Origin of the sequence: Curtobacterium sp. MCPF17_046 (genome assembly GCF_003224295.1) — a bacterium.
Lineage (GTDB): Bacteria > Actinomycetota > Actinomycetes > Actinomycetales > Microbacteriaceae > Curtobacterium.
In genome coordinates, this window is record NZ_QKLB01000018.1 from 41,669 (window position 1) to 68,151 (window position 26,483).

The following is a 26,483-nucleotide window of genomic DNA, read 5'->3' on the forward strand; positions in this document are numbered from 1 at the left end:
GTCAGTCGTGCGCCTTCGCCCAGGTCCGCTGGACCGTGTCGGTGAACTCGGACGGCGTCGTCCGGCCGGCCATCACCTCCTGCAGCGCTCCGCCCATCGCGGTGAGCATGTCCGTGGTGCTCCAGTCGTAGTACCCGACCTGGGTGCCCGCGGCGATGGTGTCCTTCAGCGCGGTCAGGGTCTGCTCCTGGAGCCGGTCCTGCGAGCTGACGCCGTCGGTGACCACCGGCAGGCGGCCGGTGTCGAGGATCCACTGGCCGACCTCGGGGCTGTGCATCATCCCGAGGAACGCGATGGCCGCCTCCTGGTGCTCGGACTTCGTGCTGATGTGCCACGGGGACGCGGTGGCGCCGACACCGCCGGACGTCAGCGGAGCGAACCCGAAGGAGTCAGAGTCGAGCGAGGCGCCGTTCCACGAGCCGCCGACGAAGAACACGCCCTTGCCGTCGGCGAACCGGGCGATGGCGTCCTCGTTGCTCAGCCCGTCGTAGCCGGACCCGAAGTACCCCTTCTCGGCCCAGTCCCGCATGGTCTGGGCGGCTTCCTCGTTGCCCTTGGTCGCGAAGGTCGAACCCGACTTCCCGCCGATCCAGGCGGCGATCGACGACGGGTCCTGCTTCGTCGCGGCGATGTCCGAGAAGACGTGGGTGGCGGCGTACTGGTCGGAGTTGCCGAGCATGATCGGCTGCTCGCCCGCTGCCTTCGCCGTCGCGAGGTCCTGCTCGAGGTCGGCGATCGACGTCGGCGGTTCGAGCCCGAGTTCGTCGAGCTTCCGCTCGTCGTAGTAGATGCCCTGCACCTCGCTGATCACGGACATGCCGTAGAGCGTGCCCGAGCCGAACGCCGTGCCGTCGTCGTTCCAGCGTGCGGGCCCGAGCGTCGAGGCCCCGGTGCCCGTCGACCACCCGTACACGTCCGCCACGTCGTCGAGCGGCCGGACCAGGTCGCCCTTGACGAGCGCCCCGTCGACCGCGTAGCCGATGTTGCCCTGGAAGAGGTCCGGGGCGTTCGCCGAGTTGGCGGCGTTCACGACGGTCGCGATGAGGTCGTCGAAGCTCTTGTAGGTGATCCGGACGTCGACGTCCGGGTACGCCTTCTCGTAGGCCGGGACGAGCTTCTCCATGAGCGGCTTCTCGGCGACGTCGGCCCACATCGTCAGCGTCGTGTCACCGTCGATGTCCGACGCGGCGACCTTCTTCGTGATCTCGGGCTGGTCGACCTGGCCGACGGGCCCTCCGGAGCCGGGGGCTGAGCACCCGGCGAGGGCGACGACGAGGCCGATGACGGGCACCGTGGCGAGGAGACCTCGACGGCGTGCGGCTGGTGTGGTCATGGTCACTTCCGGGTCGTGTGGTCGGGTTCGGGGGTGGTGGAGCGTGTGAGCCGCTCGGTCCGCAGGGTGGCGGTGGCGCGGTGGGCAGACATGCCCTCGCTCGCCGAGATGACGTCGACGGCGTCGGCCAGCTCGGGGGTGGCCTCGCGGGCGATGTGCTGGTAGGTGAGCGGCTTGAGGAACCGGGACACCGACAGGCCGGCGCTGTGCTTCGCGCCGCCCGCGGTGGGGAGGGTGTGGTTCGTGCCCGCCATGCCCTTGTCGGAGTAGGCAACGGTGCTCCACGTGCCGATGAACAGCGAGCCGTAGTTCGTGAGGCGGTCGTGGTACCAGGCGTCGTCCGCGGTCTGCACCTCGAGGTGTTCCGGAGCGTACTCGTCCATGACCGCTGCGGCGGACTCGCGGTCCCCGACGAGCACGACCGAGCCGTGGTCGCGCCAGGCGGGTCCGCAGATCTCGTTCGTGGACAGGGTCGGCAGCTGCCGCTCGACCTCCGCGATGACCGCCTCGCCGAGTGCGCGGGAGGTGGTGACGAGCGCCGCCGGGGAGTTCGGGCCGTGCTCCGCCTGGCCGAGCAGGTCGGCGGCCACGAGCTCCGGGTCGGCGGTCTCGTCCGCGATCACGGCGACCTCGGACGGCCCGGCCAGCAGGTCGATGGCCACGGCACCGAAGAGCTGGCGCTTCGCCTCGGCGACGAAGGCGTTCCCGGCACCGACGATCATGTCGACCGGTGCCGCGCCGAGCAGACCGAACGCCATGGCGGCGAGCGCCTGGACGCCGCCGACGACGAACAGCCGGTCGACACCGGAGACGTACGCCGCGTACGCCACGGCCGCGTTCACGCCACCGTCCGGCTGCGGCGGGGTGCAGGCCACGACGGTCGGGACGCCCGCGGCCTTCGCGACGCCGACGCTCATGAACGCGCTCGCCGTGAGGGGGAAGCGCCCGGCCGGCAGGTACGCGCCGACACTGCCGACCGGGACGTAGCGCTGTCCCACGGTGAGCCCGGGGACGAGTTCTGCGGAGAAGTCCGCGAGGTGCTCGCGCTGCAGACGCGCGAACTGCTGCGTGCGCGCGGCACCGAGTTCGATGGCCGTGCGGAGTTCGGGGGTGAGCCGGTCACCGGTCGCGGCGAGTTCCTCGGCGCTCAGCTCGACGACGTCGGCGTGGTCGAGTTCGCGGGCGTACCGCTGGACGGCCTCGAACCCGTCGCGCTGGATCTCGGCGAGCATCCCGGCGACCCGTTCGGCGACGGCGGGGTCGCGCTGGGCCTCGGGGGCGTCCACGGCCGGGGCCTTGAGGAACGAGAACCGGTCGGCGTTGTCCGCCACGAAACGAGGGCTGAGCTTCATGGAGACGACCCTGCCCGGACGGATCGGCAAGGACAAGGCCAGATGATCCACGACCACCCATAGGGTTCCCCTGTGACCCTGACCCAGTTGCGTGCCTTCCTCGTCATCACGACGGCGGGCTCGTTCTCCGCTGCCGCCGCCCACCTCGGCATGGCGCAGCCGTCCGTTTCGGAACTGGTCCGTCGGCTCGAGGAGTCCTACGGGGTGCGGTTGTTCACCCGGGGCAGCCGCCGCCTCGTCCTGACGAGCGCCGGCGAGGCGCTCCTCCCGCACGCGCGCCGGGCGGTCGAGGCGGCCGACGACGCCGACCGGACGCTCCGGGACCTCACGAGCCTCCAGGGCGGTGTCGCCACCTTCGGTCTCCTGCGCAACGCGAACTACTACTTCCTGTCCCGCCTGCTCGAACGGTTCCACTCCCGCTACCCGGACGTCCGGCTCCGCGTGATCGGCCTGAACTCGGTCGAGGTCGCCGATGCCGTCACCGCCGGGGACCTCGAGGCGGGACTCGTCGTCCTGCCGATCGACGCCGACGGTCTCGAGGTGACGCCGCTCCGCCGCGACGACGTCCTCTACGCCTCGGCGGACCCGGCGCGGACCGCGCGGCCGGTGACGATCGAGGACCTGGCGGCCGCGGACCTCATCCTGTACGACGCCCACTACGGGTGGCGTGATCCGACCCGGCGGCAGCTCGCCGAACGGGCGCAGTTCGCCGGGGTCACGCTCACCGCCCGGATCGAGGTCGAACACGTCGACTCGGCGCTCGACCTCGTCGCCCGGGGTGCCGGTGACACGATCGTCTCGCGGGCCGTCGCCGAGGCACCGACCTTCCCGGCCGGGATCCACACCGTGCCGTTCGCGGAGCCGCTGTACGACACGATCGCCCTCGTCCGACGGCGGGACGTCCCGCTCTCCCCCGCGACCCGCGAGATCGCACGGCTCGCGCGCCGGATGCTCCTCGAGCGGTGACCCCGCGCAGCGCGACGGCTCAGCGCGCCCCGGCCAGCGCCCGCAGGCCGTCGTCGATCGACACCGTCGGTTCCCAGTGCAGGTCCCGCCGGGTCCGCCGCTGGTCGAACCAGTGCGCGGTCGACAGCTGCTCCGCCAGGAACCGCGTCATCGGCGGCTCGTCGGTGCCGGGTCGGACGCGCCACACGGCCTCCACCGCGGACCCGACCGCGCGGGCGAGCCCGGACGGCGCGTGTGCCCCCGGTGCCGGGACGCCGGACGCGACGCAGATCCGTGCCAGCAGTTCCCCGACCGGTCGGGGCTCCCCGTTCGTGACCACGTAGACGTTGCCGTGCACGGCCTCCGCGCGGTCCAGCGCGGCGACCATGGCGGTCGCGGCGTTGTCGACGTAGCAGGAGTCGATGAGGGCGGCACCGGAGTCGAGCACCGGCAGACGGCCACGACGTGCGCGGTCCACGATGCGGCCGACGAGCTGCTCGTCGCCTGGGCCCCAGACCAAGTGCGGGCGGACGGCGACGACCGCGAACCCGGGGGCGTCGGCGGCGAGCGCGAGCAGTTCGGCGGCGGCCTTCGTCCGGGCGTACTCGCCGCGGGCGTTGCCGGGCGAGGCCGTCGTGGCGTCGTCCCCGGCGATGGACGCTCCCGCGTGGGCGACCGACGGGGACGAGACGAAGACGAACCGTGTGACGCCGGCGTCGCGCGCGGCCGCGAGCAGGTCCCGCGTGCCCGCGACGTTGACCCGTTCGAAGTCGGCCGGGTCCCCGGCCAGCGAGACCTTGGCGGCCAGGTGCACCACGGCGTCGACGCCCTGCACGGCGGACCGCACCGCTGCCGGGTCGGTCACCGTGCCGAGGACGTCGACCACCCCGTCGACGCCCGTCGGTCGCCGCTGGAAGGTCCGGACGTCGTGCCCGGCGTCCCGGAGGGCAGCGGCGACGGCGCGCCCGAGGAAGCCGCTGGCACCGGTCACCAGGACCGTCACGGGCGGGTCATCCGTCCGCCCGCCAACACCGAGGACGCCCAGCGCGCGAGGCGTGCCCGGTCCACCTTCGAGTTGTGGCGGATGTCGGTCGGCAGTTCCGGCACGACGAGCACCGCGGCGACGGGCACCCCGGCCGCTGCCCGGACTGCGTCCGCGAGCGCCGGGTCGGCGAGCGCGGGGCGACGGGCGGCCGGGACGGTCTCCACCACGGCGACCACCTGCTGCGTACCGGACGGACCGACGCCGACGACACCCGCGCGCCCGACGCCCGGGACGCGTTCCGTGCGCTGCTCGGGCCCGACCGGGGTCACGACACCGGTCGGGGCCGTGATGACGTGCTGCATGCGGCCCTCGACCCAGAGCTGCCCGGAGGCGTCGAGGTGTCCGACGTCCCCGGTGCGGTGTCCGCGCGGGTCGTCCACCCCGAGACGGGAGACCCGGTCGGTGCGCCAGAGCCGGTCGTAGTGGTCCCGCACGTGCGGCGCCGCGACGACGATCTCGCCGGTGACGTCGGGCGTCTCCGTGAGCGCTCCGGTCGCCCGGCCGTCAGCGTCGAGGGGTGCGATGCGCACCCGGACGGACGCAGCGGGTCGGCCGACGCAGATGCCCGACGACGCGGACGCCGAGGCGGCCGTGACCCGGTCGAGGTCCACGTCGGTCATGAGCAGCCCCTCGGTCATCCCGTAGGGGGTGTGGGCGCTGGCGTTCGGCATGAGCTCGGTCGCGGCGGTCAGCAGCGCGGCCGACACCGGGGCTCCGGCCGACAGGAACAGCCGCACGCGGCCGAGTGCCCGGCGGTCGTCGTCGGTGAGCGCCGACGCCGTCGCGACGACGTTCGCGATCGCGGCCGGCGACAGGAACACGACGGTGGCTCCCGCCGCGGCGACGGCGTCCGCGACCGCACGGGCGGTCAGGGTGCGCGGCGCGGTGACGTCCATGTCCGGTGCCACGGAGCGAGCGCCGAGCGCGGGACCGAGGAGCGCGAAGGGCGCGAACCCGGCGACCAGTCCGGTGCCGACGCCGACGTCGTACTGCCCGGCGAGCGCGTCCCGCACCGCGCCGAGCTGGCCGTGCGTGTAGACGACGCCCTTCGCGGGCCCGGTCGACCCCGAGGTGAAGAGCACCGCGGCCGGGGCGTCGGGCGCCGGGGCTGCCGGCAGCGCGGTGCCGGCGGCGAGGCGTGCTGCTCCCCGGCGGGCGACGGCGGCGAGGGTGTGCTCGACGCGCAGGGCCGCACGGGCCGGTGCGGGGAGCGCGATGGTGGCGATGCGGCGGCCGGGCCAGCCGAGCGCACGTGCGGCGGCGAGTCCGGGCAGCGCGCCGATGACCCAGTCGGGCCGGGCACCGCGGACGGCCCGGGTCAGCCCGCGGAGGCCGAGACCGGCATCGGCGACGACGACGACCGCGCCGACGCGCACGCAGGCGTACAGGGCGGCGGTCAGGTCCGCGCCGGGGGTCACGAGGAGCGACACGCGGTCGCCGGGACGGACACCGAGGTCGACGAGTCCCGCGGCGACCTCCTCGATCCGTCGGGCGAGCAGCCGCCAGCTGATCGTGCGGGTCCCGCCGGGGGCGGCCATCTCGACCAGGGCAGCGTCGTCGCTGTCCCGCAGCTCCTCGAGGTGGGCCCAGAGCGGGCGGCCCGGACCGGCAGGGAGCGGGCGGCCCGGATCGGCAGGGAGCGGGCGGCCCGGATCGGCGTCGGCGGTGCCGGCCGGGAGGCCCGCGCCACCGTCCGCCGGCACCTCGCCGTCCGGCAGGCGGTCGCCGAGCCAGTCGAAGACCGTCCCGGCCACGTCGGCGTCGTCCGGCAGCAGGTGACCGGCGCCCTCGAACCGGTGCACGTCGGCCTGCGGCAGACGGGCCGCGAGGTCGTCGAGGTACCGCTCGAGGAACACCGGGTCGCGCGGCCCCCAGAGGAGCAGGGCGGGAACGTCGAGCGCCGCGACGCCGGCTGCGATGCGGTCGAGTTCGGCCGCGCTCGGGTGCTGCGCGTCGACGGGGATGTCCGCGACGAACCCGCCGACCGCCCCGCGTCGGGCAGCGCCGCGGTACGGGGCGCGGTAGGCGTCGGCGGTCGCCCGGTCGAGCCGCGGGTGCGCGATCGCGAGGGTGGTCTCGATGAACGCCGGCGTCACGACCGTGGCCCGGCCGAGCAGGTGCGGGCGGAGTGCGAGGCGCAGGGGTGCCGGGATCGGGGCGTCGTCGGGCTGGTGGACCGCGGTGTTGCAGGTCGTCACCGCGACGACGAGGTCGGGGTGGTCGACGGCCCAGCCGAGCGAGACGACACCGCCCCAGTCGTGGCCGAGCGTGACGACCGGCCCGGTCAGGCCGAGCTCGTCGGTCAACGCGCCGAGGTCCGCGACCCGGTCGGCCAGACGGTGGTCCTCGCCGGTGCGCTCCGAGAAACCCATCCCGAGCTGGTCGACGGCGACCACACGCCACACGGGGCCACCGGCCGCGGCGACCTCGAGCGAGCGCGCGAGCACCGAGCGCCACAGGTAGGACCACGTCGGGTTGCCGTGCACACACAGCAGGGTGCCGACGGGCTCCAGGCCGAGCTCGTCGAGCTGCCCGGCCGTGTCGAGCAGGTGCCAGGTGCGCTCGGGTCGGGCCGTGCCCGCCGTCGGACCGGCTGACGCGGGGACGGTGACCAGACGGGACCACGCGGGGTCGAGTCCGGGCAGGGGCGGCGGGAGCGTCGCCGGAGCCGTGGTCGCGGCGACGCGGGGCAACCGCGGTGTCACCAGCGCAGTTCCATCATCGCCGTGTTGATGCCGGAGCCGACGCCGCCGAGGAACACGCGGTCCCCGGGGCGGATCGAGCCACGGGTGACCTCGTCCGCGAGGGTGATCGGGATCGACGCCGGGCCGACGTTGCCGAAGCGCTCGTAGGTGGTGGGGACCTTGTCGCGCTCGACACCGATCGCCTGGACGAAGGCGTTCGTGTGCACGTCCGAGACCTGGTGCAGGACGTAGCGGTCCATGTCGGCCCAGTCGAAGTGGGCGCGGGCCTCGTTCCAGGCGGCGACGACGAGTTCCATGCCGCCCTTGAGCAGCATCTTCGCGTCCGTGAACATCCCGTCCACGCTGCCGACGCACAGGTCGTACCACTGGGTCGCCGCGCGGGTGACGCCGCCGACGATCCGGTGGCCGGTCGGGTGCAGGTCGGCCGGGCCGAGCACGGCGGCGGCAGCGCCGGAGCCGAGCGTCAGGCTGGCGAACTCGCTCATGAAGTCCTTGCGGTTCCGGCCGCCCTGGTTCAGGCGGTCGATCGTGTTGAGCTGCACCTGGTCGGCGTCCTCGCCGTCCACGATGAGCGCGTACTTGATCTGACCGGAGTCGATCATGCCCGCGGCGACGCTCATCGCGTTGACGAAGCCGAGGCAGGCGTTCGCGATGTCGAAGTTGATCGCCGACGTCGGCAGGCCGAGACCGTGGTGCAGCCGCACGGCCACCGAGGGCTCGAGGTGCGGACGGGTCACCGACGTGTTGATGAGCAGGCCGACGTCCTCCGGCTTGATCCCCGCGGCCGCCATCGCCCGACGTCCGGCGTCGATCGCGGCGGTCTGGAAGGACTGGTCCTCGCCCCAGTTGCGGCGCTCCCGCACCCCGGCGACGCGTTCGAGCAGCCCCATCGGCAGGCGCAGGCGGCGGAGCACACCGCGGAGCTTCTCCTCGATGTCCGCGGACGTGGTCACGCGCTCGGCGACGGTGGTCTCCACGGCGAGGATCGCGGCGTTCTGGAAACGGACGGTCGCGTTGCCGGGTCGCTCCGTCTCGGCGCTCGGGGTGTCCTGCTGAGGCCGCTCGGTCATGATCGTCACTTGCACATACTTCCGTATCGAGGCTGGGTCTCCGTTGCGACTGCGTCGAACGGACCCCGGGGTTGTCGTCCCCGTTGCCGATCCGGCAATCGTACTGGCCCTGGATGAGCGCCGGTGGGATGCTGCGCGCATGACTGCGTACCCCGCTCCCCGGTCCGAAGCCGAGACGTTCTGGACGGCCCGCTACGGGGACTCGCCGATCTGGTCGGGGCGGCCGAACGCATCCCTGGTCGACACGCTCGGGCCGCTCGTCCCCGGAACGGACGACGATCGCGCGTCGAACCGCGTCGGCGCCGAGACCGGCCCCACCGCCCTCGACCTCGGGTCCGGCGAGGGCGGCGACGCCCTGTGGCTGGCGGCGCAGGGGTGGCGGGTGACCGCGGTGGACATCGCGCCGAACGCGCTGGACCGGGGCCGGGCCGAGGCGGAACGTGCCGGGCTCGGCGACCGGGTGCGGTGGGTGCAGGCCGACCTGGCCGGGTGGAACACCGACGACCGGTTCGACCTCGTGTCCGCGTCGTTCCTGCACTCGTCGGTGTCGTTCCCGCGGGCGGCGGTGCTGCGCCGTGCGACGACGTTCGTCGCCCCGCGGGGACGCCTGCTCGTGATCGGGCACGCGGGCTCGCCGTCCTGGGCCGCTCACGAGGAGCACGCGCACGCCGAGCCCCTGGTCGGGCCCGGGGAACAGGTCAGCCAGCTCGCACTCGGTGCCGGGTGGACGGTCGCGGTCGCGGAGCTGCGCACGCGGACCGTCACCGGACCGGACGGTGGCACGGCGACGCTCGAGGACTCCGTGGTGCTCGCCCGACGCACCTGAGGGCCGGACGCACGACCGGCCCGGACGCCCGGGACGACCGGAGGCCCGGGATGACGGGAGGCCCGGGATGACGGGAGGCCCGGGGCCCGCCGGACAGGGACGTCGCCCTGCCTGCGTGCCCCGGGCCTCCCGGCCGGGCGGCGGCGTCAGCCGCGCAGCTCGAGGTACTTCGCGATGAGCGCCTTCGTCGAGGAGTCCTGCGCGTCGAGGACCGCACGGTCGCCCTGCACGGCCGGGGTGACCTGCAGCGCGAGCTGCTTGCCGAGCTCCACGCCCCACTGGTCGAACGAGTCGATGCCCCAGATGGTCCCCTCGGTGAACACGATGTGCTCGTAGAGGGCGATCAGCTGGCCGAGGACGCTCGGGGTGAGTTCGGGCGCCAGGATCGACGTGCTCGGCTTGTTCCCGGTGAAGGTGCGGGCGGCGACGATCGCCTCGTCCGTGGTGCCCTCGGCGCGGACCTCGTCGGCGGTCTTGCCGAACGCGAGCGCCTTCGACTGGGCGAAGAAGTTCGCGAGGAACAGGGTGTGCACGTCCTGGCCCGGCTGCACGGCCTTCCCGTCGCCGGTCTCGTCCTGCAGCGCGTGCGCGGGCTTCGCGACCGTGATGAAGTCGGCCGGGATCAGGCGCGTGCCCTGGTGGATGAGCTGGTAGAACGCGTGCTGGCCGTTCGTGCCGGGTTCACCCCAGAAGACCTCGCCGGTGTCGGTGACGACGTCCGAGCCGTCCCAGCGGACCCGCTTGCCGTTCGACTCCATCGTGAGCTGCTGCAGGTACGCGGGGAAGCGGTGCAGGTACTGCGTGTACGGCAGGACCGCGTGGCTCTGCGCCCCGAGGAAGTTCGTGTACCAGACGTTGAGCAGGCCCATCAGGACCGGGACGTTCTCGGCGAGCGGCGCGGTGCGCATGTGCTCGTCGATGGCGTGGAAGCCGGCGAGGAACTGCTCCCAGTTCTCCTTGCCGATCGCGATGACGACGCTCGTGCCGATGGCGGAGTCGACCGAGTAGCGGCCGCCCACCCAGTCCCAGAAGCCGAAGGCGTTCTCCGGGTCGATGCCGAACGCGGCGACCTTGTCGAGCGCGGTCGAGACGGCGACGAAGTGCTTCGCGACGGCGTCCTTCTTCTCGTCGTCGCCGGCGTCGGCGAGGCCGAGACCCTGCCACAGCCACTGGCGGGCGAGACGGGCGTTCGTGAGCGTCTCGAGGGTGCCGAAGGTCTTCGACGCGACGATGAAGAGCGTGGTCTCGGGGTCGAGGCCGGCCGTCTTCTCGGCGATGTCGGCCGGGTCGATGTTCGAGACGAAGCGGACCTCGAGCCCCTGCTGCACGTACGGCTTGAGTGCTTCGTAGACCATGACCGGGCCGAGGTCGGACCCGCCGATGCCGACGTTGACGACGGTCTCGATGCGCTTGCCGGTGACACCGGTCCACGCGCCGGAACGGACCTGCTCGGCGAAGCCGTAGACCTTGTCGAGCGTGGCGTGCACGTCGGCGTCGACGTCCTGCCCGTCGACGGTCAGGGGCGCCGCGGGCACGAGGCCCTCGGTCGCCGCCGGACGGCGCAGCGCGGTGTGCAGGACGGCGCGGTCCTCGGTGACGTTGATCCGCTCGCCGGAGATCATCGCCTGGTACCGCTCGGCGACGCCGGTGTCCTCGGCGACCTGGAGGAGGGCCTGCAGGACCTCCTCGGTCACCAGGCCCTTGGAGAGGTCGACGGTCAGGTCGGCTGCCTGGAAGGTGTACTTCTCGGCACGACCGGGGTCGGCGTCGAACCACCCACGGAGGTCCGGGGAGAAGCCGTCGGCGATGCCGGCGAGCTGCTTCCACCCTGCGGTCGTCGTGGGGTCGACGGGTGCGGATTCGGTCACTTCGGTCCTCCTGAACGCCAGAGTTCGGTCAGCCCGCAGACCTGGCGCAGCATCGCGTCGCGGGCCGCGTCCGAGCGTAGTGCCGTCGCACTCACCTCGCGCACAGGGGAGGCGCCTGGGCGAGCAGTACGTCGACAGTCGTACTGTGGACGGGCCTCCCGGCGGCTCCACGTCCGTCGGCCGGTCCCCTGCACGACCAACGGAAGGACCCGCGTGACCCACGCACTCTTCGACCCCATCACCCTCCGCGGCCTCGAGATCCGGAACCGCGTGTGGATCCCGCCGATGTGCCAGTACATGGTCGAGGCGCAGGACGGCGTCCCGACCCCGTGGCACCTCGTCCACCTCGGCGCCCTCGCCCGTGGCGGTGCCGGTGCGGTCGTCGTCGAGGCCACGGGCGTCGTCCCCGAGGGCCGCATCAGCCCGCAGGACCTCGGCCTGTGGAACGACGACCAGCGCGATGCCTTCCGACCGATCACCGACTTCATCCACAGCCAGGGTGCGGTCGCCGGGATCCAGCTCGCGCACGCCGGCCGCAAGGCCTCGACCAGCCGTGAGTGGGGACCGACCGCGGGCGGCGGCAACGTCGCGCCGGAGCAGGGCGGGTGGCAGCCGGTCGGTCCGTCGCCGATCGCGTTCCCGGGCCTGCACGTCCCGACCGAGCTCACGACCGAGGGCATCGCCGAGGTCGTCCGTGCGTTCGCCGCTGCGGCCCGTCGCGCCGTCGACGCCGGCTTCGACCTGCTCGAGCTGCACGGCGCCCACGGGTACCTGCTGCACGAGTTCCTGTCACCGCTGTCGAACGAGCGCGCCGACCAGTACGGCGGCTCGCTCGAGAACCGGGCGCGGGCCCTGCTCGAGACCGTCGACGCCGTGCGCGCCGAGGTCGGCGAGGCCGTCCCGCTCGTCGTGCGCCTGTCCGCGACCGACTGGGTCGAGGGCGGCTGGGACCTCGCCGAGACCGAACAGGTCTCCACGTGGCTCGGCGAACACGGCGTCGACCTCGTGTCGGTCTCCACCGGCGGCAACGTGGCGGACGCCCGCATCCCGATCGGCCCCGGCTACCAGCTGCCCTTCGCGACCGCGATCCGGCAGGCCACCGGGATCCCGGTCGCGGCCGTCGGCATGATCGACGACGCCTTCCAGGCCGAGCAGATCGTCGCCCTCGGGCAGGCCGACGTGGTCCTCGTCGGACGGGGTGCGCTGCGCGACCCGAACTTCCCGATCCGGGCCGCCCAGGCGCTCCGGGTGGACCTGCCGTACAAGCCCGCCCCGTACGAGCGCGCCTACCGCTGACGTCCGGTCCGCCGCCGGGCGGCGCGGCCGTGCCGCTACCGTGGTGGCATGACGGGCACGGGGGCGACCGCCGGGGGCGGTCCGACGCAGGACGACGGCTGGTCACGGCTGCCGGTGGGTCCCCGCGAGCACCGGCAGGACGCGGTCCTGGCGCTCGTGCTCGCGGGGGCGCTCGCGGTCTCGGTGACCCTGTACTCCGCCGTGGGGCTGTACGACGACCCGGCGGCGTGGTGGGTGTGCGCACTGATGGTCGTCGCGAACGCCGGGCCCCTGGCGTTCCGCCGCCGGTTCCCGATGACGGTGGCCGTCGTCGCCGCGCTGGCCTTCGCGGCCACGCAACTGCTGCACGTGCCCGAGGGGCTCTTCACCAACTTCACGCTGTTCATCGCGCTGTACACCGTCGGGGCGTGGTGCTCCGACCGCGTGCGGGCCGAGGCCGTGCGCTGGGTCGTCATCGCCGGGATGTTCGCGTGGGTGTTCCTGGCGATCGTCTTCCGCTGGTCGGTGCCGAGCGCGCTGCCCGACGACGGTCACTCCGTCATCCCGCCGTTCGTCGCGAGTTCGCTCCTCACGATCGTCATCAACCTCGTCTACTTCGGTGCCGCCTGGTACTCGGGCAACCGGGCTTGGGCAGCGGCCGTCGCCGCGCACGAGCTCGGCCAGCGCACGGCCGAGCTCGCCGCGGAACGCGAGCGGTCGGCGGCGCAGGCGGTCGCGCTCGAACGCGTCCGGATCGCCCGTGAGCTCCACGACGTCGTCGCCCACCACGTCTCGCTCATGGGCGTCCAGGCCGGGGCCGCGCGGCGCGTGCTCGACCGCGACCCGGCGCAGGCGGTGGCGTCCCTCGGCGTCGTCGAGGACAGTGCCCGGACCGCGGTCGAGGAACTCCGCCGGATGCTCGGCACGCTGCGGGAACCCGGCACGGACGCCCCGACGACCCCGGCGGAAGCGCCGAGCACCGAGGGCCTCACCCGGCTGCCGGAACTCGCCCGGGCCGCCACGGACGCCGGGCACGAGACCGGGTTCAGCGTCGTCGGTGACGAACGACCGGTCCCGCCGACCGTCGCCGCGGTGACCTACCGCATCGCGCAGGAGGCGGTGACGAACGTCCTCAAGCACGCCGGACCGGACGCACGGGCCGACCTGCGGCTCCGGTACCTGCCGGACGCGGTGGAGCTCGAGGTGACGGACACGGGCGCCGGGGCACGGGCCTCCCGGTCGGCGGGCGGCAGCGGGCTCGGACACGTCGGCATGCGTGAGCGCGTGGCGGCGGTCGGCGGGCGGATCGAGATCGGACCGCGGGACCGCGGCGGCTACCTGGTGCGGGCATGGCTGCCGACGACGTGATCCGGGTCGTGCTCGCCGACGACCAGGACCTGGTCCGCGCCGGCTTCCGGGTCATCCTCGAGTCGGAGCCCGGTGTCCGGGTCGTCGCCGAGGCCGCCGACGGTGCGGGCGCGGTGGCTGCCGTCGCCGAGCACCGACCGGACGTGGTCTGCCTCGACGTGCAGATGCCGGGTGTCGACGGCCTCGAAGCGGCGCGCCGGATCACCGCGGGCCCGAACCCACCGGCCGTGCTCGTCCTCACGACCTTCGACACCGACGAGTACCTCTTCGACGCCCTGGCCGCCGGGGCGAGCGGGTTCCTGCTGAAGAACGCCTCGCCGGAGAAGCTCATCGAGGCCGTCCGGACCGTCGCCCGCGGTGACGCCCTGCTCGCTCCGGACGTCACGCGCCGGGTGATCAGTCGGGCGACCACGGCCAGCGTGCCGGTGGTCGACCAGGCCGTGCCCGACGCGGACGTGGCTCTGCCGGGTCTGACGGAACGCGAGACCGAGGTGCTGCGGCTGCTCGGTCGGGGGCTCAGCAACGCCGAGATCGCCGGCCAGCTGTTCGTCGGCGAGGCGACCGTCAAGACGCACGTCTCGAACGTCCTGCAGAAGCTCGGCGTGCGCGACCGGATCCAGGCCGTGGTCTGGGCGTACGAGCACGGGGTGGTGCGTTCCGGCGAGTGAGCCGCCGCGGTCCTCCCCCGCGCGGCGGAGACGCCGACGCCCGCGATCCCCGTCTCGTGCCGGAGGCGCCGCCGCCCGCCACCGCAATAGCGTCGGAGGCGCAGCGACGGCCGCTGCGGAAGGGGACCCCATGCTCACCATCGAGGGAGTGACGAAGCACTTCGGCGAGCGCCGTGTGCTCGACGACGTCGGCTTCAGCGTCGGACGCGGACGACTGACCGGGTTCGTCGGCGGCAACGGTGCCGGCAAGACGACGACCATGCGCATCATGCTCGGCGTGCTCGACGCCGACAGCGGCACGGTCGCGCTCGACGGCGCACCGATCGGACCGACCGACCGCCGCCGGTTCGGCTACATGCCGGAGGAGCGCGGGCTGTACCCGAAGATGCCCGTCGCCGAGCAGGTCACGTACCTGGCCCGCCTGCACGGTGTGGACCGACGGACCGCCGCGGCCCGGACGGCCGAGCTGCTCGAGCGCCTCGAGCTCACCACGCACGCCGGCGACCCCGTCGAGAAGCTCTCGCTCGGCAACCAGCAGCGCGTGCAGGTCGCCGCCGCGCTCGCCCACCGGCCCGAGGTGCTCGTGCTCGACGAACCGTTCTCCGGCCTCGACCCGATGGCGGTCGACACCGTGCTCGGTGTGCTGCGGGAGACCGCGGCCGACGGTGTCCCGGTGCTGTTCTCAAGTCACCAGCTCGACGTCGTGGAGCGGCTCTGCGACGACGTGGTCGTCATCGCCGACGGCCGGATCCGTGCCGCCGGACCGCAGGACGAACTGCGGCGGACCGCCGGTCCTGCCGCATGGGAGCTCCTGGTGGCGGACGACGTGGCGTGGGTCCGCGACGAGCCCGGCGTCCGCGTCCGCACCTTCGACGGCGGGTACGCCCTGTTCGAGGCGGACGAGTCCGTGGCGCAGGCCGTCCTGCAGCGGGCCGTCGCACGCGGCACCGTGGCGTCGTTCGGTCCGCGGGTCCCCCGGCTCAGCGAGGTCTTCACGGAGGTCGTCCGATGAGCCTCTTCGACAGCAGCACGGTCGACGCCGTCCGGCTCGTGACGGTGCGCGAGATCCAGGCGCGGCTCCGGAGCAAGGCGTTCGTCGTCTCGGCGGCGATCCTGCTCGTGATGGTCGTCGTCGGCATCGTCGTCGGCGGGATCGTCGGGAAGTCGGCGGCGGACGCCACGACCCCCGTCGCCGTGGTGAGCGGCGTGACCCTGCCGACGACGGACGGTCTCGACGTGACCGAGACGGCGGACCGGGACGCGGCGGAGCGCCTGGTCCGCGAGGGCGAGGTCGACGCCGCGGTCGTCCCGGACGGCGGCCAGCTCGGCTTCCGGCTCGTCGGCCTCGACAGCGCCCCCACCGACGTGGTGTCGGCGCTGAGCGTGTCGCCGCAGGTCGACCTGCTCGACCCCGACGCGCTCCCGCCCGGCCTCGTCTCGCTCGTCGGCATCGCGTTCGGCGTCGTGTTCTTCGCCTCCGCGGTGACGTTCGGTCAGTCCATCGCGCAGAGCGTCGTGGAGGAGAAGTCGACCCGCGTCGTGGAGATCCTGATGGCGGCGATCCCGGCACGGGCGCTGCTGGCGGGCAAGGTGATCGGCAACAGCGTCATGGCGCTCGGGCAGATCGTCGCGATCGCGATCGCCGCGGCCGTCGCCCTGGCGGTCACCGGGCAGGACAACCTGTTCACGCTGCTCGGTCCGAGCGCGCTGTGGTTCGTCGGCTTCTTCGCGATCGGGTTCGTCCTCATCGCGGCGCTGTTCGCGGCGTCGGCGGCGCTGGTGTCCCGCCAGGAGGACGTCGGCAGCGTCACGACACCGGTGATGATGCTGCTGATGATCCCGTACTTCCTCATCGTGTTCGCCCCGGACGACCCGACGGTCCTCGGCATCATGTCGTACGTGCCGTTCAGTGCCCCGATCGGGATGCCGGTGCGGATCTTCCTCGGGACGGCGGCGTGGTGGGAGCCCGTGCTCTCGGTGCTGGTCGTCCTGGCATCCGCCCTGGTGGTCGTGCTCCTCGGCGCCCGGGTGTACGAGAACGCCCTGCTCCGCACCGGCGGCCGGGTGAAGCTCGGTGAGGCGATCCGCGGCTGAAGGGCTCGACCACGCCGACGGTGGCCCCGTCACGGCGGTTCCCGGACACGGGACGCCGGACGGGGCCTCCGACGTGCGACTCTTGAGGCGATGCCGATCGACGACGCGATGCCGGTGCGTCTCGAGGTGACCGGGACGGACATCGACGATGCCGCAGCCCACCTCGCCCGTGTGTACGACGCCGAGCTCGTCGCGACGCCGAGCGCCGTCCCGTTCGCGTTCCGGTACGCGTCCATGGGCGACGACACGATGTCACTGCACACGTCGCGGTTCGCCGGGCACATCGACGGCTCGCTGCCCCCGTCGTCCTCCGTCATCGTGCAGTGGCTCCGGTCGGGGGCGTCCCGGCTCGACACCGGCGGCGACCCCGTGGACATGGTGCACGGCGTCCCGGTGCCCCTGCTGCCGGACCGTACGTTCTCGTTCGAGATGGACGACTACGAGCAGCGGCTCGTGCACCTGTCCCGCGAGGTCGTGGAGCGCGTCGCGTCCGAACAGGGCGCGGACGTGTCGGCCGGGCTCCGGTTCGACCTCACCGTCCCGCCGTCGGAGCAGTCGGTGCGGACGTGGCACAACACGGTGTCACTCGTCTCCCACACCCTGCGTGACGGCGTCCCCGGGCGCCTCCTGCACGCCGAGATGGCACGGCTGGCGTCGGCGGCCCTGCTCGAGATGTACCCGCAGCAGCACGCCGCCACTCCCGACGTGCCCCCCGCGCAGTCCCCGCACGTGCGCGCTGCGGTCGACTACGTGCACGAGAACGCCCGGTCGCCGATCACGACGAGCAGCCTGGCGCGCCACCTCGACATCGGCCTGCGGGCGCTGCAGGAGGCGTTCCAGCGTGACCTGCAGACCACCCCGAACGCGTTCATCCGGCAGGTGCGACTCGACCGGGTCCGGCAGGAGCTCCTCGCCGCGGACCCGGCGACCCGGACGGTCCGCGAGGTCGCTGCGGCCTGGGGCTTCGCCCACCTCGGACGCTTCGCCCAGCAGTACGCGGCGGTGTTCGGCGAGCGGCCGAGCGACACCCTCGCCAGGTCCTGACCGCGACGGACGGTGTACGGTTCCCGGACCCCGCGTGACGCAGAGCAGACGGCGGCGACGTCAGATGAAGGCGGAGGCCGCGGTCGGCCCGTAGGCACCCATGAGCGTCACCACGGCGAGGCGTGCCGACCGGGCGGGTCGGGTCGTCCCGTGGATGGCCGCCTCGACCTTCGCGCCGTGGACGAGCAGCGAGAGTGCGTCGGCGACGTGGACCGGGAGTCCGGCGCGCGCGGCGAGCTCGTGGAGGTGCGCTTCGAGGATGGTGAGGTGCTCTTCCGCCAGTGCGGCGACGAGCGGCTCGGAGTGGCCGAGCTCGCCGTAGCCGTTGATGAACGCGCACCCGGTCCAGGCGTCGTCGTCGAACGAGGCCTCGAGGTGTGCGAAGACGGTGAGGATCTCGTCGCGGGCGTCCTCGACCCCGTCCGCTGCGGCGGCCAGCCCCAGCGTCCAGCGTTCCTGTCGGAAGCGGAGGACCGCGACGACCGCGACGATGCGCTCGGGGAACAGCGCTCGCACCGTTTCGGCATCGGTCAGCGCGGCTCCCGCCACGCGCCCCGCGGTGAGTCCGGCCGCGCCGGAGGTGCTGAACACGCGGTCCGCGGCCTCGACGATCCGGGCCCTGACCCACGGGTCGTCCGCGCGTTCGCCGGCCCCGCCCACGTCAGCGGTCCCTGGTCGGGGTGCTCGCGTCGCGGGAACAGAAGCGTTCCAGACGACCGAGCCGCGACCAGATGTGCTGGGGTTCCGCGGCGATGCCGGTCGCGCTCGTTCCGACCCGGAGCGGGCGGGCCACGGGCGCGACAGCGTCGGTCACGCTGCGACCAGGAAGAAGTCCGCGTAGGTCGGCTCGGCAGCGGTCCCCAGGGAGAGCTTCGTCTGCACGATGCGGTCGATCTCGGACGGGGAGGTCATGCCGTGTCGGCGCCACTCGAGCGGGTCTTCACGGAGGTGTTGCATCACGGACGGTTCACGCATGGAGGGCCTCCTGCTCACGCATCAGGGCGGTCATGTCGATCGGCTCGGTCAGGGCGACGGTGTCGTACCCGGACGGGGCGGTCCGGGCGCTCACGCGGCCACTCCGAGGACGATCACGGCGAGGGCGGAGGCGGTCACGGCCGCGAGGCCGACGACGAGCGCGCTGGCTGCCAGCAGACGACGCCGTGCCGTCTCCCGGACCTCCGAGAACCCGGTCGCTGGGCGCGAGCTGGGGGCGACGGCGGACCGGGCGGTGGCCGTGGAGTGCTCGGCGACGAGCGCGACGAGCGGATTGCGGACGACGGTGGTGGCGTGCATCTGCGACGCCTCCTCACTGGGACCTCGGACGGCCCTGACTGCGGCCAGGATCACCGTGTGAACGGCCTCCGCAGATCGCGGAGGATGTCTGAGGACGACGGTGGGGAGTGCGTCCTGGCACCCGCCACGCTAGGTGACGGGTCGGCCGTGCCACGAACGAACCGGACGATCCGCGAATCGCGGACACGGCAGCGCCGCGCATCCCGAGTGGTGGTGCCGCGCAGTCCGTCCCCGCGGGTCGGTCTGCGCCCGCGAGGGCCAGCCCGGGGACGCCCCGGTCAGGCCCGGCGCGTACCGTCCGAGGCATGAGCAACGTCATCATCCTCGGCGGCCACGGCCGCGTCGCCCTCCTCACCGCGCAGCTCCTCACCGCTCGCGGTGACACCGTCTCGTCGGTCATCCGGAAGGCCGAGCAGCAGGACGACGTCCGCGCCACCGGTGCCGAGCCGGTCGTCGCCGACATCGAGCAGCTCGACATCGCCGGGCTCACCGACCTGGTCCGCGGGCACGACGCCGTCGTGTGGTCGGCCGGTGCCGGTGGCGGGTCCGCTGACCGCACGTGGGCCGTCGACCGCGACGCCGCCATCCGCACGATGCACGCCGCGCTCGACGCCGACGTGCACCGCTACGTGCTCGTGTCCTGGTCGGACGCCGGCCTCGGCCACGGCGTCCCCGAGGACGACGACTTCTTCGCCTACGCCGAGGCGAAGACGGTCGCCGACGCCGTCCTCCGCGACTCCGCCCTCGACTGGACGGTCGTCGCGCCGAGCACCCTGACGGACGACGAGCCGACCGGGGCGGTCGAGACGGCGGACCCGTCGTCGAGCATCGCCCGCGGGGACGTCGCCGCGCTGGTCGCCGCCGCGCTCCACGACGACGCGTCGGTCGGCAAGACCTTCCGCGTCAACACCGGGAGCACGCCGATCGAGCAGTTCGTCCGCGACTGACCCGCGCCCCACGGCCGCGCCGTCCCGCACCGGCCCGAGACGCCGGCGTCACCTCGGAACGCCGCCGAGTCCCCGAGACGCCGCCGGATCCGGCGGCGTCTCGCCCGTCCCGCGGCGTCGCACGCAGACGGGTCCGTCCCGCGTCGCACCGCCGTCAGTCGAGCAGGGCCGCGGCGACCGTCCGCGCGGTCGCGGTGTCCCCGCCGCCGACCCGGAGCCGCATCGCGAGCGAGCCCGACACGACGAGGAGCAGCTGGTCGGCGAGGACCTCGGCGCGGTCGCCGACGAGCGGGACCGCCCGGTCGCGGAGCCGCTCGCGCAGCGTCGACGTCTCGCCGTGCAGGACGGCGGCGATCTCCGTGGGGGCGTCGGCGTACTCGGAGGCCGTCCCGAGGAACGCGCACCACCGCGACCCGGTCGGGGTCGAGCGGAATGCATCGAGCGCGTCGAACACGGCCAGCAGGCGCCCGCGGTCGTCGACGGCCCGCGCCACGGTGTCGTCCCAGGTCCGGATCCACTCGTCGTGGCGACGGGTCAGCGCGGCCGCGACCAGCGCCTCCTTGCTGGCGTACCCGCGGTAGAGCGTGGCGGCGGAGACACCCGCCCGCTCCAGGACGGCGTCGATCGGGGTCGCGGCGATGCCCCGCGTGAAGAAGAGCTCCTCGGCGGCGTCGAGCAGCTTCCGCTCCGTCCCTGGGCGCATCGTCATGGCAGCACCCTAGGGTGTGAAAAGTGAAACGACCGTTTTCGTTCTTCGCCCGTCCCGGGGCACTCATCGCCAGCGGCACGGCGCTCATCGCCGCGACCTACGGGCTGGTCCGCCTGGCGTACGGCCTGTTCCTGCCGGACGTCCAGCGGTCCCTGTCCCTCGGGGACGGTCCCGCGGGGCTCATCGCGGCCGGGTCCTCGCTCGTGTACTGCGTCGGCGCGCTCGTCGGGTTCCTGCTCGCACCGACCCGGCCGCGCACGACCGTGGCGCTCGCCTCCGCGTCGGCCGGGCTGGGCGTCGCGGGGATGGCCACCAGCACGACCTCCGCGGTGTTCGGCATCACGGCGGTCGTCGCCTCCGCCGGGGCAGGGCTCGCCTCCCCCGCACTCGTCCGGCTCGTGCAGCGGGACCTCCCCGCCGGTCGCGCCGACCGCGCGCAGGCCGTCGTGAACTCCGGAACCGGGCCGGGACTCGTCGTCGCCGGGCTGCTCGCCCTCGTGCTCCTGCCCGACTGGCGCACGGCGTGGACGGCTGCGGCGGTCGTCACGGTCCTGGCCGGAGCGGCGGTCCTCGTCGCCGACGCGCACACACACCCGCGTCGGGACGTCCGGGAGGCGCGCCCGCAGCCCGCCGGTCTCCCGCCGTGGAGCTGGTTCGTCGCCCACGGCCGCCTCGTGGTCGTCGCGCTGCTGCTCGGCACGGGGTCCGCCGCCGTGTGGACCTACGGACGGTCACTCCTCGTCGACGCGGGAGCCCCGGCGTCCCTGTCCGTGCTCGCGTGGACCGCCTTGGGAATCGGCGGTGCCGCGGTGGCACTGACGGCGCGTGTGCTCGCTCGGCTGCGCGCACGGACGGCGTGGACGGTCACCTCGGCGGCGGTCGCGGTCGCCACGCTCGGCCTCGGACTGGCAACGGTCGCTCCCCCCGCGGCCCTCGTCGCGCTCGCGCTCGTCACGTGCGTGCTGTTCGGCTGGGGCTACACCGCGGCGACCGGGGCGCTCATCGCGTGGACGACCGAGGTCGACGCCGGGCGGGCGGCCTCGGGGACGTCGGTGCTGTTCGTCGTGCTGGTGCTCGGACAGGCACTCGGAGCGGCTGCAGCCGGAACGGTCGTCGCCACCGTGGGGACCGGGCCGGTGTTCGCTGCCGCGACGGCCGTGGTGGCGGCCGCAGCGCTCCTGACGGTCAGGGCTCCTGCAGGTCGGGGTACTCGTCCAGGTCCGGCACGTCGGTCATCTCCTCACGCCAGGCCGGGCGCGCCGGCTGCAGGCGGAGGGTCTCGCGCTCGAGGTACACGATGACCTCGTCGTCACAGGGATCGTCGGCACCACTGTCGACCGGCACCGAGAAGATCTCGCTCGCGGGGCCGATGAGGAGATGTGCGGTGGCGGCGTCCCCGGTCTCGGTGACGACGGGGACCTCGACGACGTCGGACTGGTCGGCCACCGCGAGCGCGCGGCAGTACCGGAGGAGGGCCTTGCAGGTGCGGTCAGCGACGAGGAAGGAGCTGTTGACGTAGTGGACGCGGCGCATGTCGGTCAGGCTGTCCGCCGTTCGCTGGGTGAGCGCCTAGGATCAGCCGGAGCCGGCCAGAACGGCGCGGAAGGACACCACCATGGGCAAACTCGTCTACGACTCGACGTTCACCGCGGAGTTCGACGACCGCCTCCTGACGCACCTGCAGATCGTGATCGGCATGAAGTTGCGCCGCGGTGAGTCGTTCATGTTCTCGTGGAAGGACGACGTCGAGCTCGGCGACGGCCGGACCGCCATCTGGCTCGACCGGTCGATGCCGCTGGTCTTCCGCTACTCGGGCGGCCGCGTCCCCGCCGTGAACCGTGCCTGGGTCGAAGCCCTCGGTCTGACCGCGGGGTCGTCGGCCGGCCTCCGCATCGTCCCCGAACCGACCGACAGCGGAGAGACGCTGTGAAGCGCACGGTCATCTCGTACGGCGGCAACCGGTACACGATCGCGAACGAGGACGTCGCGTCGGTGCAGGCGCGGATCACCGAGGGCCTCCGCAACGAGCCGTGGATGTGGCTCGAGGTGAACCACGGTGACGGCCGTGCGACCCCCGCCCGTCTGCTCGTGTCCCCCGCGACGCCGGTGGCCGTCATCCGCGAGCGTGACGCCGACGAACAGGACGACCACTCCTCGGTCGCGCGGCACCTCCTGCCCGACGAGCAACGACCGGTGTCCGTCGAGATGGGACCCGCCGACTCCTGACCGGGACCGGCCCCGTCAGGACCGTCCGCCCCCGAGGAGCGCTCGGAGCGCCTCCTCGAGCGGGCCGGCGACTGCTTCGACCTCGGCGGACGCCAGCGGTTCCACGCGCGTGGAGGTCCGGAGCATCGTCATGCCGAGCACCACGGACAGTGCGATCTCCGCACGGACGAGGAGGTCCTCGTCGACGACGCCGTCCGGCCGGACCGCGCCCGCCAGACGATCGGCGTACCCCCGCAACGTCTCCCGACGGATGTCGTCGACGGCTTCGTCCCCGGAGCTCCGGAGCAGGAGGAGCAGCTGCATCGAGTCCTCGTCGGTGGGGGAACGGATGATGTGCCGGATGAGTCCGCCGATCGCGCGCTCCAGGTCGGGCCCGGGCCGAGGCGTCGTGGACGTCGGCGTGGTGCGGACGAGACAGGCGCGGAACAAGCCCTCCTTCGACACGAAGTAGCGGTTGATGAGCGCGACGTTCACCCCGGCGTCGGCCGCGATGTCCCGGACGGTGGTGGCCCGGTACCCGTCGAAGGCGAAGCGCCGACGAGCCGCCTGGAGGAGCGCGAGACGGGTGGCGGCGGCGTCCTTGCTCATGCCGCGATGGTAGCGCGCCACCGACCGATGTAATCAGTTGTTGACATCTCGCTGGTTCCGCGTACCCTCGTCGAGTCAGCAAGTGTTGACATCGACAGCGTCGTCGGCCTCCCCATCGACCGGACGGAGCACGATGTCCACCGCCACCGCGAGCCCACGCACGGGTTCCACGCCGATTCCCGCACCCGCGCACCGCCCGAACAGCACGGCGATCATCGTCTTCCTGTCCCTCGGCGGCTTGTCCTTCGCGGTCCTGCAGTCCCTCGTCGCCCCCGCGCTCGCGACGATCGGCCGGGACCTCGACGCCTCGACGAGCGACGCGAGCTGGGTGCTCACCGCCTACCTGCTGTCCGCGTCCGTGCTGACGCCGATCCTCGGTCGCCTCGGGGACATGGTCGGCAAGCGCAAGGTGCTCATCGTGGTCCTCACGATCCTGCTGGTCGGGGCGGTCCTGGCCGCGCTCGCCCCGAACCTCGGCGTCCTCATCGTCGCGCGCGCGCTGCAGGGCGCGGCCGGCGCCGTGATGCCCCTGTCGATCGGCATCGTCCGTGACGAGCTGCCGAAGGAGAAGGTGAGCGTCACGATCGGGCTGCTCTCCGCGATCTTCGGCATCGGTGCCGGCGTCGGCATCGTCGCCGCCGGTCCGATCGTCGAGCACCTGTCCTGGCACTGGTTGTTCTGGCTGCCCGCCGTCCTCGTCGTGATCGCCCTGCTCGGCACCGTCTTCGGCATGCCGGAGTCCCCGGTCCGCAAGCCGGGCCGCCTCGACGTGGTCGGGACCGCCGTCCTCGCCGTCTCCCTCGTCGCGGTCCTCCTCGCCGTCAGCGAGGGTCAGACCTGGGGCTGGGGTGACGGCATGACCGTCGGCCTGCTCGTCCTCGGCGCCGTCGCACTCGTCGCGTTCGTGCTCGTCGAGCTCCGCGTCGCCGAACCGCTCATCGACGTGCGGCTCTTCGCCGTGCGCGGGGTCTGGACCGCCCACGTCGTCGCGCTGGTCTTCGGCTTCGCCATGTTCGGCACGTTCGTCCTCGTCCCGACGCTCCTCCAGCTCCCCGCGGCCACCGGCTACGGGTTCGGCAAGGACGTGACCGAGGCCGGGCTGTTCCTGCTGCCGACCGTCGTCATGATGGTCGTCGCCGGCCCCGTCGCCGGCATCCTGGTGCGGAAGGTCGGACCGAAGCCCCCGATGCTGATCGGCGGGGTCGCGATCGTCGCCGCGTTCGTCATCCCCGCGGTCGCGCACGCCGAGCTCTGGCAGGTCGTCGTGTCCGGCCTGCTCACCGGCGTCGGCATCGGCATGGCACTGGCTGCCTGTTCGAACGCCATCATCGAGAGCGTCCCCGCGAACCAGACCGGCGAGGCGATCAGCGCCAACACGGTCGTCCGGACGATCGGGTCGAGCGTCGGCACCGCGGTCATCGCAGCGCTCATCACCTCGCACAGCACGCCGCAGGGCCTGCCGACCGACGACGCGTTCACCATCGGCTTCTGGGCGTGCACGGGTGTCGCGGTCCTCGCGGTGGTCGCCGCGCTCGCGGCGCCGTCGATGCGCGCCCGTCGGGCAGCGGCCGTGGCCGCCGGTGTGACCGACTTCGACGACGTCACGCGCTGACCCAGCGGCCCGGACACACCGTCCGACGGGAGGCCCGGACCGGGTGGGCAGATCCGCTCACCGGTCCGGGCCTCCCGTCCGTCAGGCGCGGCGGCCGGTCGGCTGCCGTCAGGCGCGGTGGTGGTCCCGGCTGAAGACCGCGGCGAGCCGCGCCACCAGGGCCTCCCGGATCCGGACGCCGACCGGCGGCGCGGCCGGGACGGTCCGGACCGGCGCGGTGAAGGCGAGGTCGTGCAGGTTGTTGCGCTTCGAGCCGTCCCAGTTCGCGAACAGGTAGGGCGTGCCCAGCGCCATCAGGCTGCGGACCGGCGCCCGGCGGCTGCCGGCGGCCGCGACGGCGTACCCGGAGTGCCCCGCTGAGATGGCACGGATGACGGTGTCCGCGTCGCTGACACCGTTGGCGGTGACGACGGTGGTGATGCCCGTGCGGTCGCGGGCGACGAATTCGATGATGTGTTCTGTCACGAGGAGCTCAGGGTCGCGAGTGACGTCTCGGCGGGGGTGGGCCGCGCGAGGCTTGGCCGGAACCGACGTTGCTTCCGTCCCAGAGGATACGTCCCACCTCGGGTACGGGGTCGCGGACGATCCCGAATGCGTCGCTGCAGGGCGGTCAGGGAACCCAGACGACGATGCCGCTGAGGTCGTTCAGCGTGGCGGCGACACCCGCGCGGAGCGCCCGCCCGGCCCGCTCGTCGGTGAAGGTGGACGGGTCGTGGTGGCTCGAGACGCCGAGGCCCTCACCGCGGAAGCCTGCACCGGTCCAGTCCGCGGCCGTGACGTTCGACGTCGGCTCGGCGATCTCGGCGCCCAGCACGAGGAACTGCTGGTGCAGGGCGGACGGTGACACCGCGGCGATCGGGTCGACCATCTCGTCGCCGACGCTGATGACCAGGTCGGACCGCTTCGCGATCGCCGTCGCGACGGACGACAGCCGCTCGTCGACGGTGTCCGCGACGACGGGGACCACGGTGACGTCCTCGGCGTCAGCCCACGACTCGACGGCGTCCATGAGCGTCTCGGTCTCGGTGCTCGGGTCGGCGGGCGACAGGAGCACGACGCGGTACCCAGACGGCGGCGCGACGTCGTCCCATGAGCCGGGCGCCGGGTTCACCGTGGCCTCCGGGGCCGGCGGTTCCTCCGGGTCGACGAAGTCGGAGCCGAGCGTGCCCGTGCCGCGGACGGCCGTGGGGACACCGACGGGTGCGCTGTGCCGGCTCGTCCCGGGGTCACGGTCCGCGGCCCCGTCCGACTGCGCCGAGCAGCCGGCGACCAGGACCGTGCCGGCTGCCACCAGGGCAGCGGCGGCGAGGACGACGGGGGCGCGGGGGACGAGTCGGGTCACGAGATGCCATGCAAGCACACCGAGGTCCCGCGACGGGCTCGGGACGATCGCTGTCCAGCGCCCGTCCATCGGTTCGTTGCCGTCTGTTCGCCTGCGCGTCGCTCTCGGCCGCGATGGTCGGGCCGGTGAAGCACCTGTCTCTTATACACATCTCCGAGCCCACGAGACATCTC

At 73.2% G+C, this 26,483-nt stretch carries 28 protein-coding genes; 13 read left to right on the forward strand and 15 right to left on the reverse strand.

All coding sequences use genetic code 11. The annotated features are described in order from the left end of the window. Position 1: 1 nt before the first annotated feature. Both DEJ32_RS13990 and hisD read right to left on the reverse strand, forming a co-directional pair. The gene (locus DEJ32_RS13990; RefSeq protein WP_110901701.1) at positions 2–1,333 is read right to left on the reverse strand and encodes an ABC transporter substrate-binding protein; all 1,332 of its coding nucleotides are present in this window, start codon (positions 1,331–1,333) and stop codon (positions 2–4) included. Between the two features lie 2 nt (positions 1,334–1,335). Next, positions 1,336–2,685: a histidinol dehydrogenase gene (gene hisD / locus DEJ32_RS13995; RefSeq protein WP_110901702.1), complete on the reverse strand. Its 1,350-nt coding sequence runs from the start codon at positions 2,683–2,685 to the stop codon at positions 1,336–1,338. A gap of 72 nt (positions 2,686–2,757) precedes the next feature. Here hisD and DEJ32_RS14000 point away from each other — a divergent pair, with 72 nt between their 5' ends. Beyond that, positions 2,758–3,651 (forward strand): LysR family transcriptional regulator, encoded by an 894-nt coding sequence (locus tag DEJ32_RS14000; protein ID WP_110901703.1) that lies wholly within the window; start codon positions 2,758–2,760, stop codon positions 3,649–3,651. Between the two features lie 19 nt (positions 3,652–3,670). Here the strand turns inward: DEJ32_RS14000 and DEJ32_RS14005 are convergent, their stop codons facing one another. From DEJ32_RS14005 to DEJ32_RS14015, 3 genes are read right to left on the reverse strand one after another with little or no spacing between them, the layout of a single operon-like run. Further along, complete coding sequence (locus DEJ32_RS14005) at positions 3,671–4,633, reverse strand: NAD(P)-dependent oxidoreductase (protein WP_110901704.1); 963 nt, start codon at positions 4,631–4,633, stop codon at positions 3,671–3,673. Beyond that, the gene (locus DEJ32_RS14010) at positions 4,630–7,380 is read right to left on the reverse strand and encodes an alpha/beta fold hydrolase (RefSeq protein WP_258369068.1); all 2,751 of its coding nucleotides are present in this window, start codon (positions 7,378–7,380) and stop codon (positions 4,630–4,632) included. Before DEJ32_RS14010 ends, DEJ32_RS14005 begins: the two co-directional genes overlap by 4 nt. Then, positions 7,377–8,450, reverse strand: coding sequence for a 3-oxoacyl-ACP synthase III (locus tag DEJ32_RS14015; protein ID WP_110901728.1), 1,074 nt, complete (start codon positions 8,448–8,450; stop codon positions 7,377–7,379). The genes DEJ32_RS14010 and DEJ32_RS14015 overlap by 4 nt, the downstream gene beginning before the upstream one ends. A gap of 139 nt (positions 8,451–8,589) precedes the next feature. Here DEJ32_RS14015 and DEJ32_RS14020 point away from each other — a divergent pair, with 139 nt between their 5' ends. Further along, a complete protein-coding gene (locus DEJ32_RS14020; protein WP_110901705.1) occupies positions 8,590–9,276 on the forward strand; it encodes a cyclopropane-fatty-acyl-phospholipid synthase family protein in 687 nt (228 codons plus the stop codon). Between the two features lie 146 nt (positions 9,277–9,422). Here the strand turns inward: DEJ32_RS14020 and pgi are convergent, their stop codons facing one another. Continuing rightward, positions 9,423–11,144, reverse strand: coding sequence for a glucose-6-phosphate isomerase (gene pgi / locus DEJ32_RS14025; RefSeq protein WP_110901706.1), 1,722 nt, complete (start codon positions 11,142–11,144; stop codon positions 9,423–9,425). 213 nt (positions 11,145–11,357) lie between these two features. Here pgi and DEJ32_RS14030 point away from each other — a divergent pair, with 213 nt between their 5' ends. From DEJ32_RS14030 to DEJ32_RS14055, 6 genes are all read left to right on the forward strand, one after another. Continuing rightward, the gene (locus DEJ32_RS14030) at positions 11,358–12,440 is read left to right on the forward strand and encodes an NADH:flavin oxidoreductase/NADH oxidase (RefSeq protein ID WP_110901707.1); all 1,083 of its coding nucleotides are present in this window, start codon (positions 11,358–11,360) and stop codon (positions 12,438–12,440) included. Between the two features lie 48 nt (positions 12,441–12,488). Next, a complete protein-coding gene (locus DEJ32_RS14035) occupies positions 12,489–13,787 on the forward strand; it encodes a sensor histidine kinase (RefSeq protein WP_110901708.1) in 1,299 nt (432 codons plus the stop codon). Continuing rightward, positions 13,769–14,455 (forward strand): response regulator transcription factor, encoded by a 687-nt coding sequence (locus DEJ32_RS14040; protein ID WP_110901709.1) that lies wholly within the window; start codon positions 13,769–13,771, stop codon positions 14,453–14,455. The genes DEJ32_RS14035 and DEJ32_RS14040 overlap by 19 nt, the downstream gene beginning before the upstream one ends. Positions 14,456–14,585: 130 nt before the next feature. Next, the gene (locus tag DEJ32_RS14045) at positions 14,586–15,467 is read left to right on the forward strand and encodes an ABC transporter ATP-binding protein (protein WP_110901710.1); all 882 of its coding nucleotides are present in this window, start codon (positions 14,586–14,588) and stop codon (positions 15,465–15,467) included. After that, complete coding sequence (locus DEJ32_RS14050; RefSeq protein ID WP_110901711.1) at positions 15,464–16,549, forward strand: ABC transporter permease; 1,086 nt, start codon at positions 15,464–15,466, stop codon at positions 16,547–16,549. The genes DEJ32_RS14045 and DEJ32_RS14050 overlap by 4 nt, the downstream gene beginning before the upstream one ends. Before the next feature lie 90 nt (positions 16,550–16,639). Next, positions 16,640–17,593, forward strand: a complete 954-nt coding sequence (locus tag DEJ32_RS14055) for a helix-turn-helix domain-containing protein (protein ID WP_110901712.1) — start codon at positions 16,640–16,642, stop codon at positions 17,591–17,593. A gap of 60 nt (positions 17,594–17,653) precedes the next feature. On the opposite strand, the gene DEJ32_RS14060 is transcribed toward DEJ32_RS14055, so the two are convergent. The 4 genes from DEJ32_RS14060 to DEJ32_RS14065 form a co-directional block, all read right to left on the reverse strand. Next, positions 17,654–18,253: a TetR/AcrR family transcriptional regulator gene (locus tag DEJ32_RS14060; protein ID WP_110901713.1), complete on the reverse strand. Its 600-nt coding sequence runs from the start codon at positions 18,251–18,253 to the stop codon at positions 17,654–17,656. A 1-nt stretch (position 18,254) separates the two neighbouring features. Next, a complete protein-coding gene (locus DEJ32_RS16335; protein ID WP_181420690.1) occupies positions 18,255–18,407 on the reverse strand; it encodes a hypothetical protein in 153 nt (50 codons plus the stop codon). Further along, on the reverse strand, positions 18,404–18,568 hold the full coding sequence (locus tag DEJ32_RS16340) for a hypothetical protein (RefSeq protein WP_181419614.1): 165 nt from the start codon (positions 18,566–18,568) through the stop codon (positions 18,404–18,406). The genes DEJ32_RS16335 and DEJ32_RS16340 overlap by 4 nt, the downstream gene beginning before the upstream one ends. A 90-nt stretch (positions 18,569–18,658) precedes the next feature. Further along, positions 18,659–18,886: a hypothetical protein gene (locus DEJ32_RS14065; RefSeq protein ID WP_110901714.1), complete on the reverse strand. Its 228-nt coding sequence runs from the start codon at positions 18,884–18,886 to the stop codon at positions 18,659–18,661. 305 nt (positions 18,887–19,191) lie between these two features. Between DEJ32_RS14065 and DEJ32_RS14070 the strand changes: the two genes are divergently transcribed. Continuing rightward, on the forward strand, positions 19,192–19,833 hold the full coding sequence (locus DEJ32_RS14070) for an NAD(P)H-binding protein (RefSeq protein ID WP_110825902.1): 642 nt from the start codon (positions 19,192–19,194) through the stop codon (positions 19,831–19,833). Between the two features lie 154 nt (positions 19,834–19,987). On the opposite strand, the gene DEJ32_RS14075 is transcribed toward DEJ32_RS14070, so the two are convergent. Next, a complete protein-coding gene (locus tag DEJ32_RS14075) occupies positions 19,988–20,542 on the reverse strand; it encodes a TetR/AcrR family transcriptional regulator (RefSeq protein ID WP_110901715.1) in 555 nt (184 codons plus the stop codon). A gap of 23 nt (positions 20,543–20,565) precedes the next feature. Between DEJ32_RS14075 and DEJ32_RS14080 the strand changes: the two genes are divergently transcribed. Continuing rightward, complete coding sequence (locus tag DEJ32_RS14080; protein ID WP_110901716.1) at positions 20,566–21,843, forward strand: MFS transporter; 1,278 nt, start codon at positions 20,566–20,568, stop codon at positions 21,841–21,843. On the opposite strand, the gene DEJ32_RS16040 is transcribed toward DEJ32_RS14080, so the two are convergent. Beyond that, on the reverse strand, positions 21,728–22,075 hold the full coding sequence (locus DEJ32_RS16040; protein ID WP_146234164.1) for a hypothetical protein: 348 nt from the start codon (positions 22,073–22,075) through the stop codon (positions 21,728–21,730). The genes DEJ32_RS14080 and DEJ32_RS16040 overlap by 116 nt on opposite strands. Before the next feature lie 82 nt (positions 22,076–22,157). On the opposite strand from DEJ32_RS16040, the gene DEJ32_RS14085 reads away from it, so the two are divergent. Both DEJ32_RS14085 and DEJ32_RS14090 read left to right on the forward strand, forming a co-directional pair. Next, positions 22,158–22,472, forward strand: a complete 315-nt coding sequence (locus DEJ32_RS14085) for an ATP-dependent DNA ligase (RefSeq protein WP_110901717.1) — start codon at positions 22,158–22,160, stop codon at positions 22,470–22,472. After that, positions 22,469–22,768 (forward strand): hypothetical protein, encoded by a 300-nt coding sequence (locus tag DEJ32_RS14090; protein WP_110901718.1) that lies wholly within the window; start codon positions 22,469–22,471, stop codon positions 22,766–22,768. Before DEJ32_RS14085 ends, DEJ32_RS14090 begins: the two co-directional genes overlap by 4 nt. A gap of 15 nt (positions 22,769–22,783) precedes the next feature. Here the strand turns inward: DEJ32_RS14090 and DEJ32_RS14095 are convergent, their stop codons facing one another. Then, complete coding sequence (locus tag DEJ32_RS14095; protein ID WP_110901719.1) at positions 22,784–23,356, reverse strand: TetR/AcrR family transcriptional regulator; 573 nt, start codon at positions 23,354–23,356, stop codon at positions 22,784–22,786. A gap of 133 nt (positions 23,357–23,489) precedes the next feature. Between DEJ32_RS14095 and DEJ32_RS14100 the strand changes: the two genes are divergently transcribed. After that, positions 23,490–24,968 (forward strand): MFS transporter, encoded by a 1,479-nt coding sequence (locus DEJ32_RS14100; protein WP_110901720.1) that lies wholly within the window; start codon positions 23,490–23,492, stop codon positions 24,966–24,968. 108 nt (positions 24,969–25,076) lie between these two features. On the opposite strand, the gene DEJ32_RS14105 is transcribed toward DEJ32_RS14100, so the two are convergent. Beyond that, complete coding sequence (locus tag DEJ32_RS14105; protein WP_110825895.1) at positions 25,077–25,433, reverse strand: hypothetical protein; 357 nt, start codon at positions 25,431–25,433, stop codon at positions 25,077–25,079. 145 nt (positions 25,434–25,578) lie between these two features. Beyond that, positions 25,579–26,310, reverse strand: coding sequence for a hypothetical protein (locus DEJ32_RS14110; protein ID WP_110901729.1), 732 nt, complete (start codon positions 26,308–26,310; stop codon positions 25,579–25,581). Positions 26,311–26,483 lie beyond the last annotated feature (173 nt).

What these genes read in the sequence shown, in the direction of transcription:
- DEJ32_RS13990 (WP_110901701.1), bottom strand. Translation starts at nt 1,333, where the DNA reads ATGACCACACCAGCCGCACGCCGTCGAGGTCTCCTCGCCACGGTGCCC.
- hisD (WP_110901702.1), bottom strand. Translation starts at nt 2,685, where the DNA reads ATGAAGCTCAGCCCTCGTTTCGTGGCGGACAACGCCGACCGGTTCTCG.
- DEJ32_RS14015 (WP_110901728.1), bottom strand. Translation starts at nt 8,450, where the DNA reads ATGACCGAGCGGCCTCAGCAGGACACCCCGAGCGCCGAGACGGAGCGA.
- DEJ32_RS14020 (WP_110901705.1), top strand. Translation starts at nt 8,590, where the DNA reads ATGACTGCGTACCCCGCTCCCCGGTCCGAAGCCGAGACGTTCTGGACG.
- DEJ32_RS14035 (WP_110901708.1), top strand. Translation starts at nt 12,489, where the DNA reads ATGACGGGCACGGGGGCGACCGCCGGGGGCGGTCCGACGCAGGACGAC.
- DEJ32_RS14040 (WP_110901709.1), top strand. Translation starts at nt 13,769, where the DNA reads ATGGCTGCCGACGACGTGATCCGGGTCGTGCTCGCCGACGACCAGGAC.
- DEJ32_RS14045 (WP_110901710.1), top strand. Translation starts at nt 14,586, where the DNA reads ATGCTCACCATCGAGGGAGTGACGAAGCACTTCGGCGAGCGCCGTGTG.
- DEJ32_RS14050 (WP_110901711.1), top strand. Translation starts at nt 15,464, where the DNA reads ATGAGCCTCTTCGACAGCAGCACGGTCGACGCCGTCCGGCTCGTGACG.
- DEJ32_RS14055 (WP_110901712.1), top strand. Translation starts at nt 16,640, where the DNA reads ATGCCGATCGACGACGCGATGCCGGTGCGTCTCGAGGTGACCGGGACG.
- DEJ32_RS16340 (WP_181419614.1), bottom strand. Translation starts at nt 18,568, where the DNA reads ATGCGTGAACCGTCCGTGATGCAACACCTCCGTGAAGACCCGCTCGAG.
- DEJ32_RS14065 (WP_110901714.1), bottom strand. Translation starts at nt 18,886, where the DNA reads ATGCACGCCACCACCGTCGTCCGCAATCCGCTCGTCGCGCTCGTCGCC.
- DEJ32_RS14070 (WP_110825902.1), top strand. Translation starts at nt 19,192, where the DNA reads ATGAGCAACGTCATCATCCTCGGCGGCCACGGCCGCGTCGCCCTCCTC.
- DEJ32_RS14075 (WP_110901715.1), bottom strand. Translation starts at nt 20,542, where the DNA reads ATGACGATGCGCCCAGGGACGGAGCGGAAGCTGCTCGACGCCGCCGAG.
- DEJ32_RS16040 (WP_146234164.1), bottom strand. Translation starts at nt 22,075, where the DNA reads ATGCGCCGCGTCCACTACGTCAACAGCTCCTTCCTCGTCGCTGACCGC.
- DEJ32_RS14085 (WP_110901717.1), top strand. Translation starts at nt 22,158, where the DNA reads ATGGGCAAACTCGTCTACGACTCGACGTTCACCGCGGAGTTCGACGAC.
- DEJ32_RS14095 (WP_110901719.1), bottom strand. Translation starts at nt 23,356, where the DNA reads ATGAGCAAGGACGCCGCCGCCACCCGTCTCGCGCTCCTCCAGGCGGCT.
- DEJ32_RS14100 (WP_110901720.1), top strand. Translation starts at nt 23,490, where the DNA reads ATGTCCACCGCCACCGCGAGCCCACGCACGGGTTCCACGCCGATTCCC.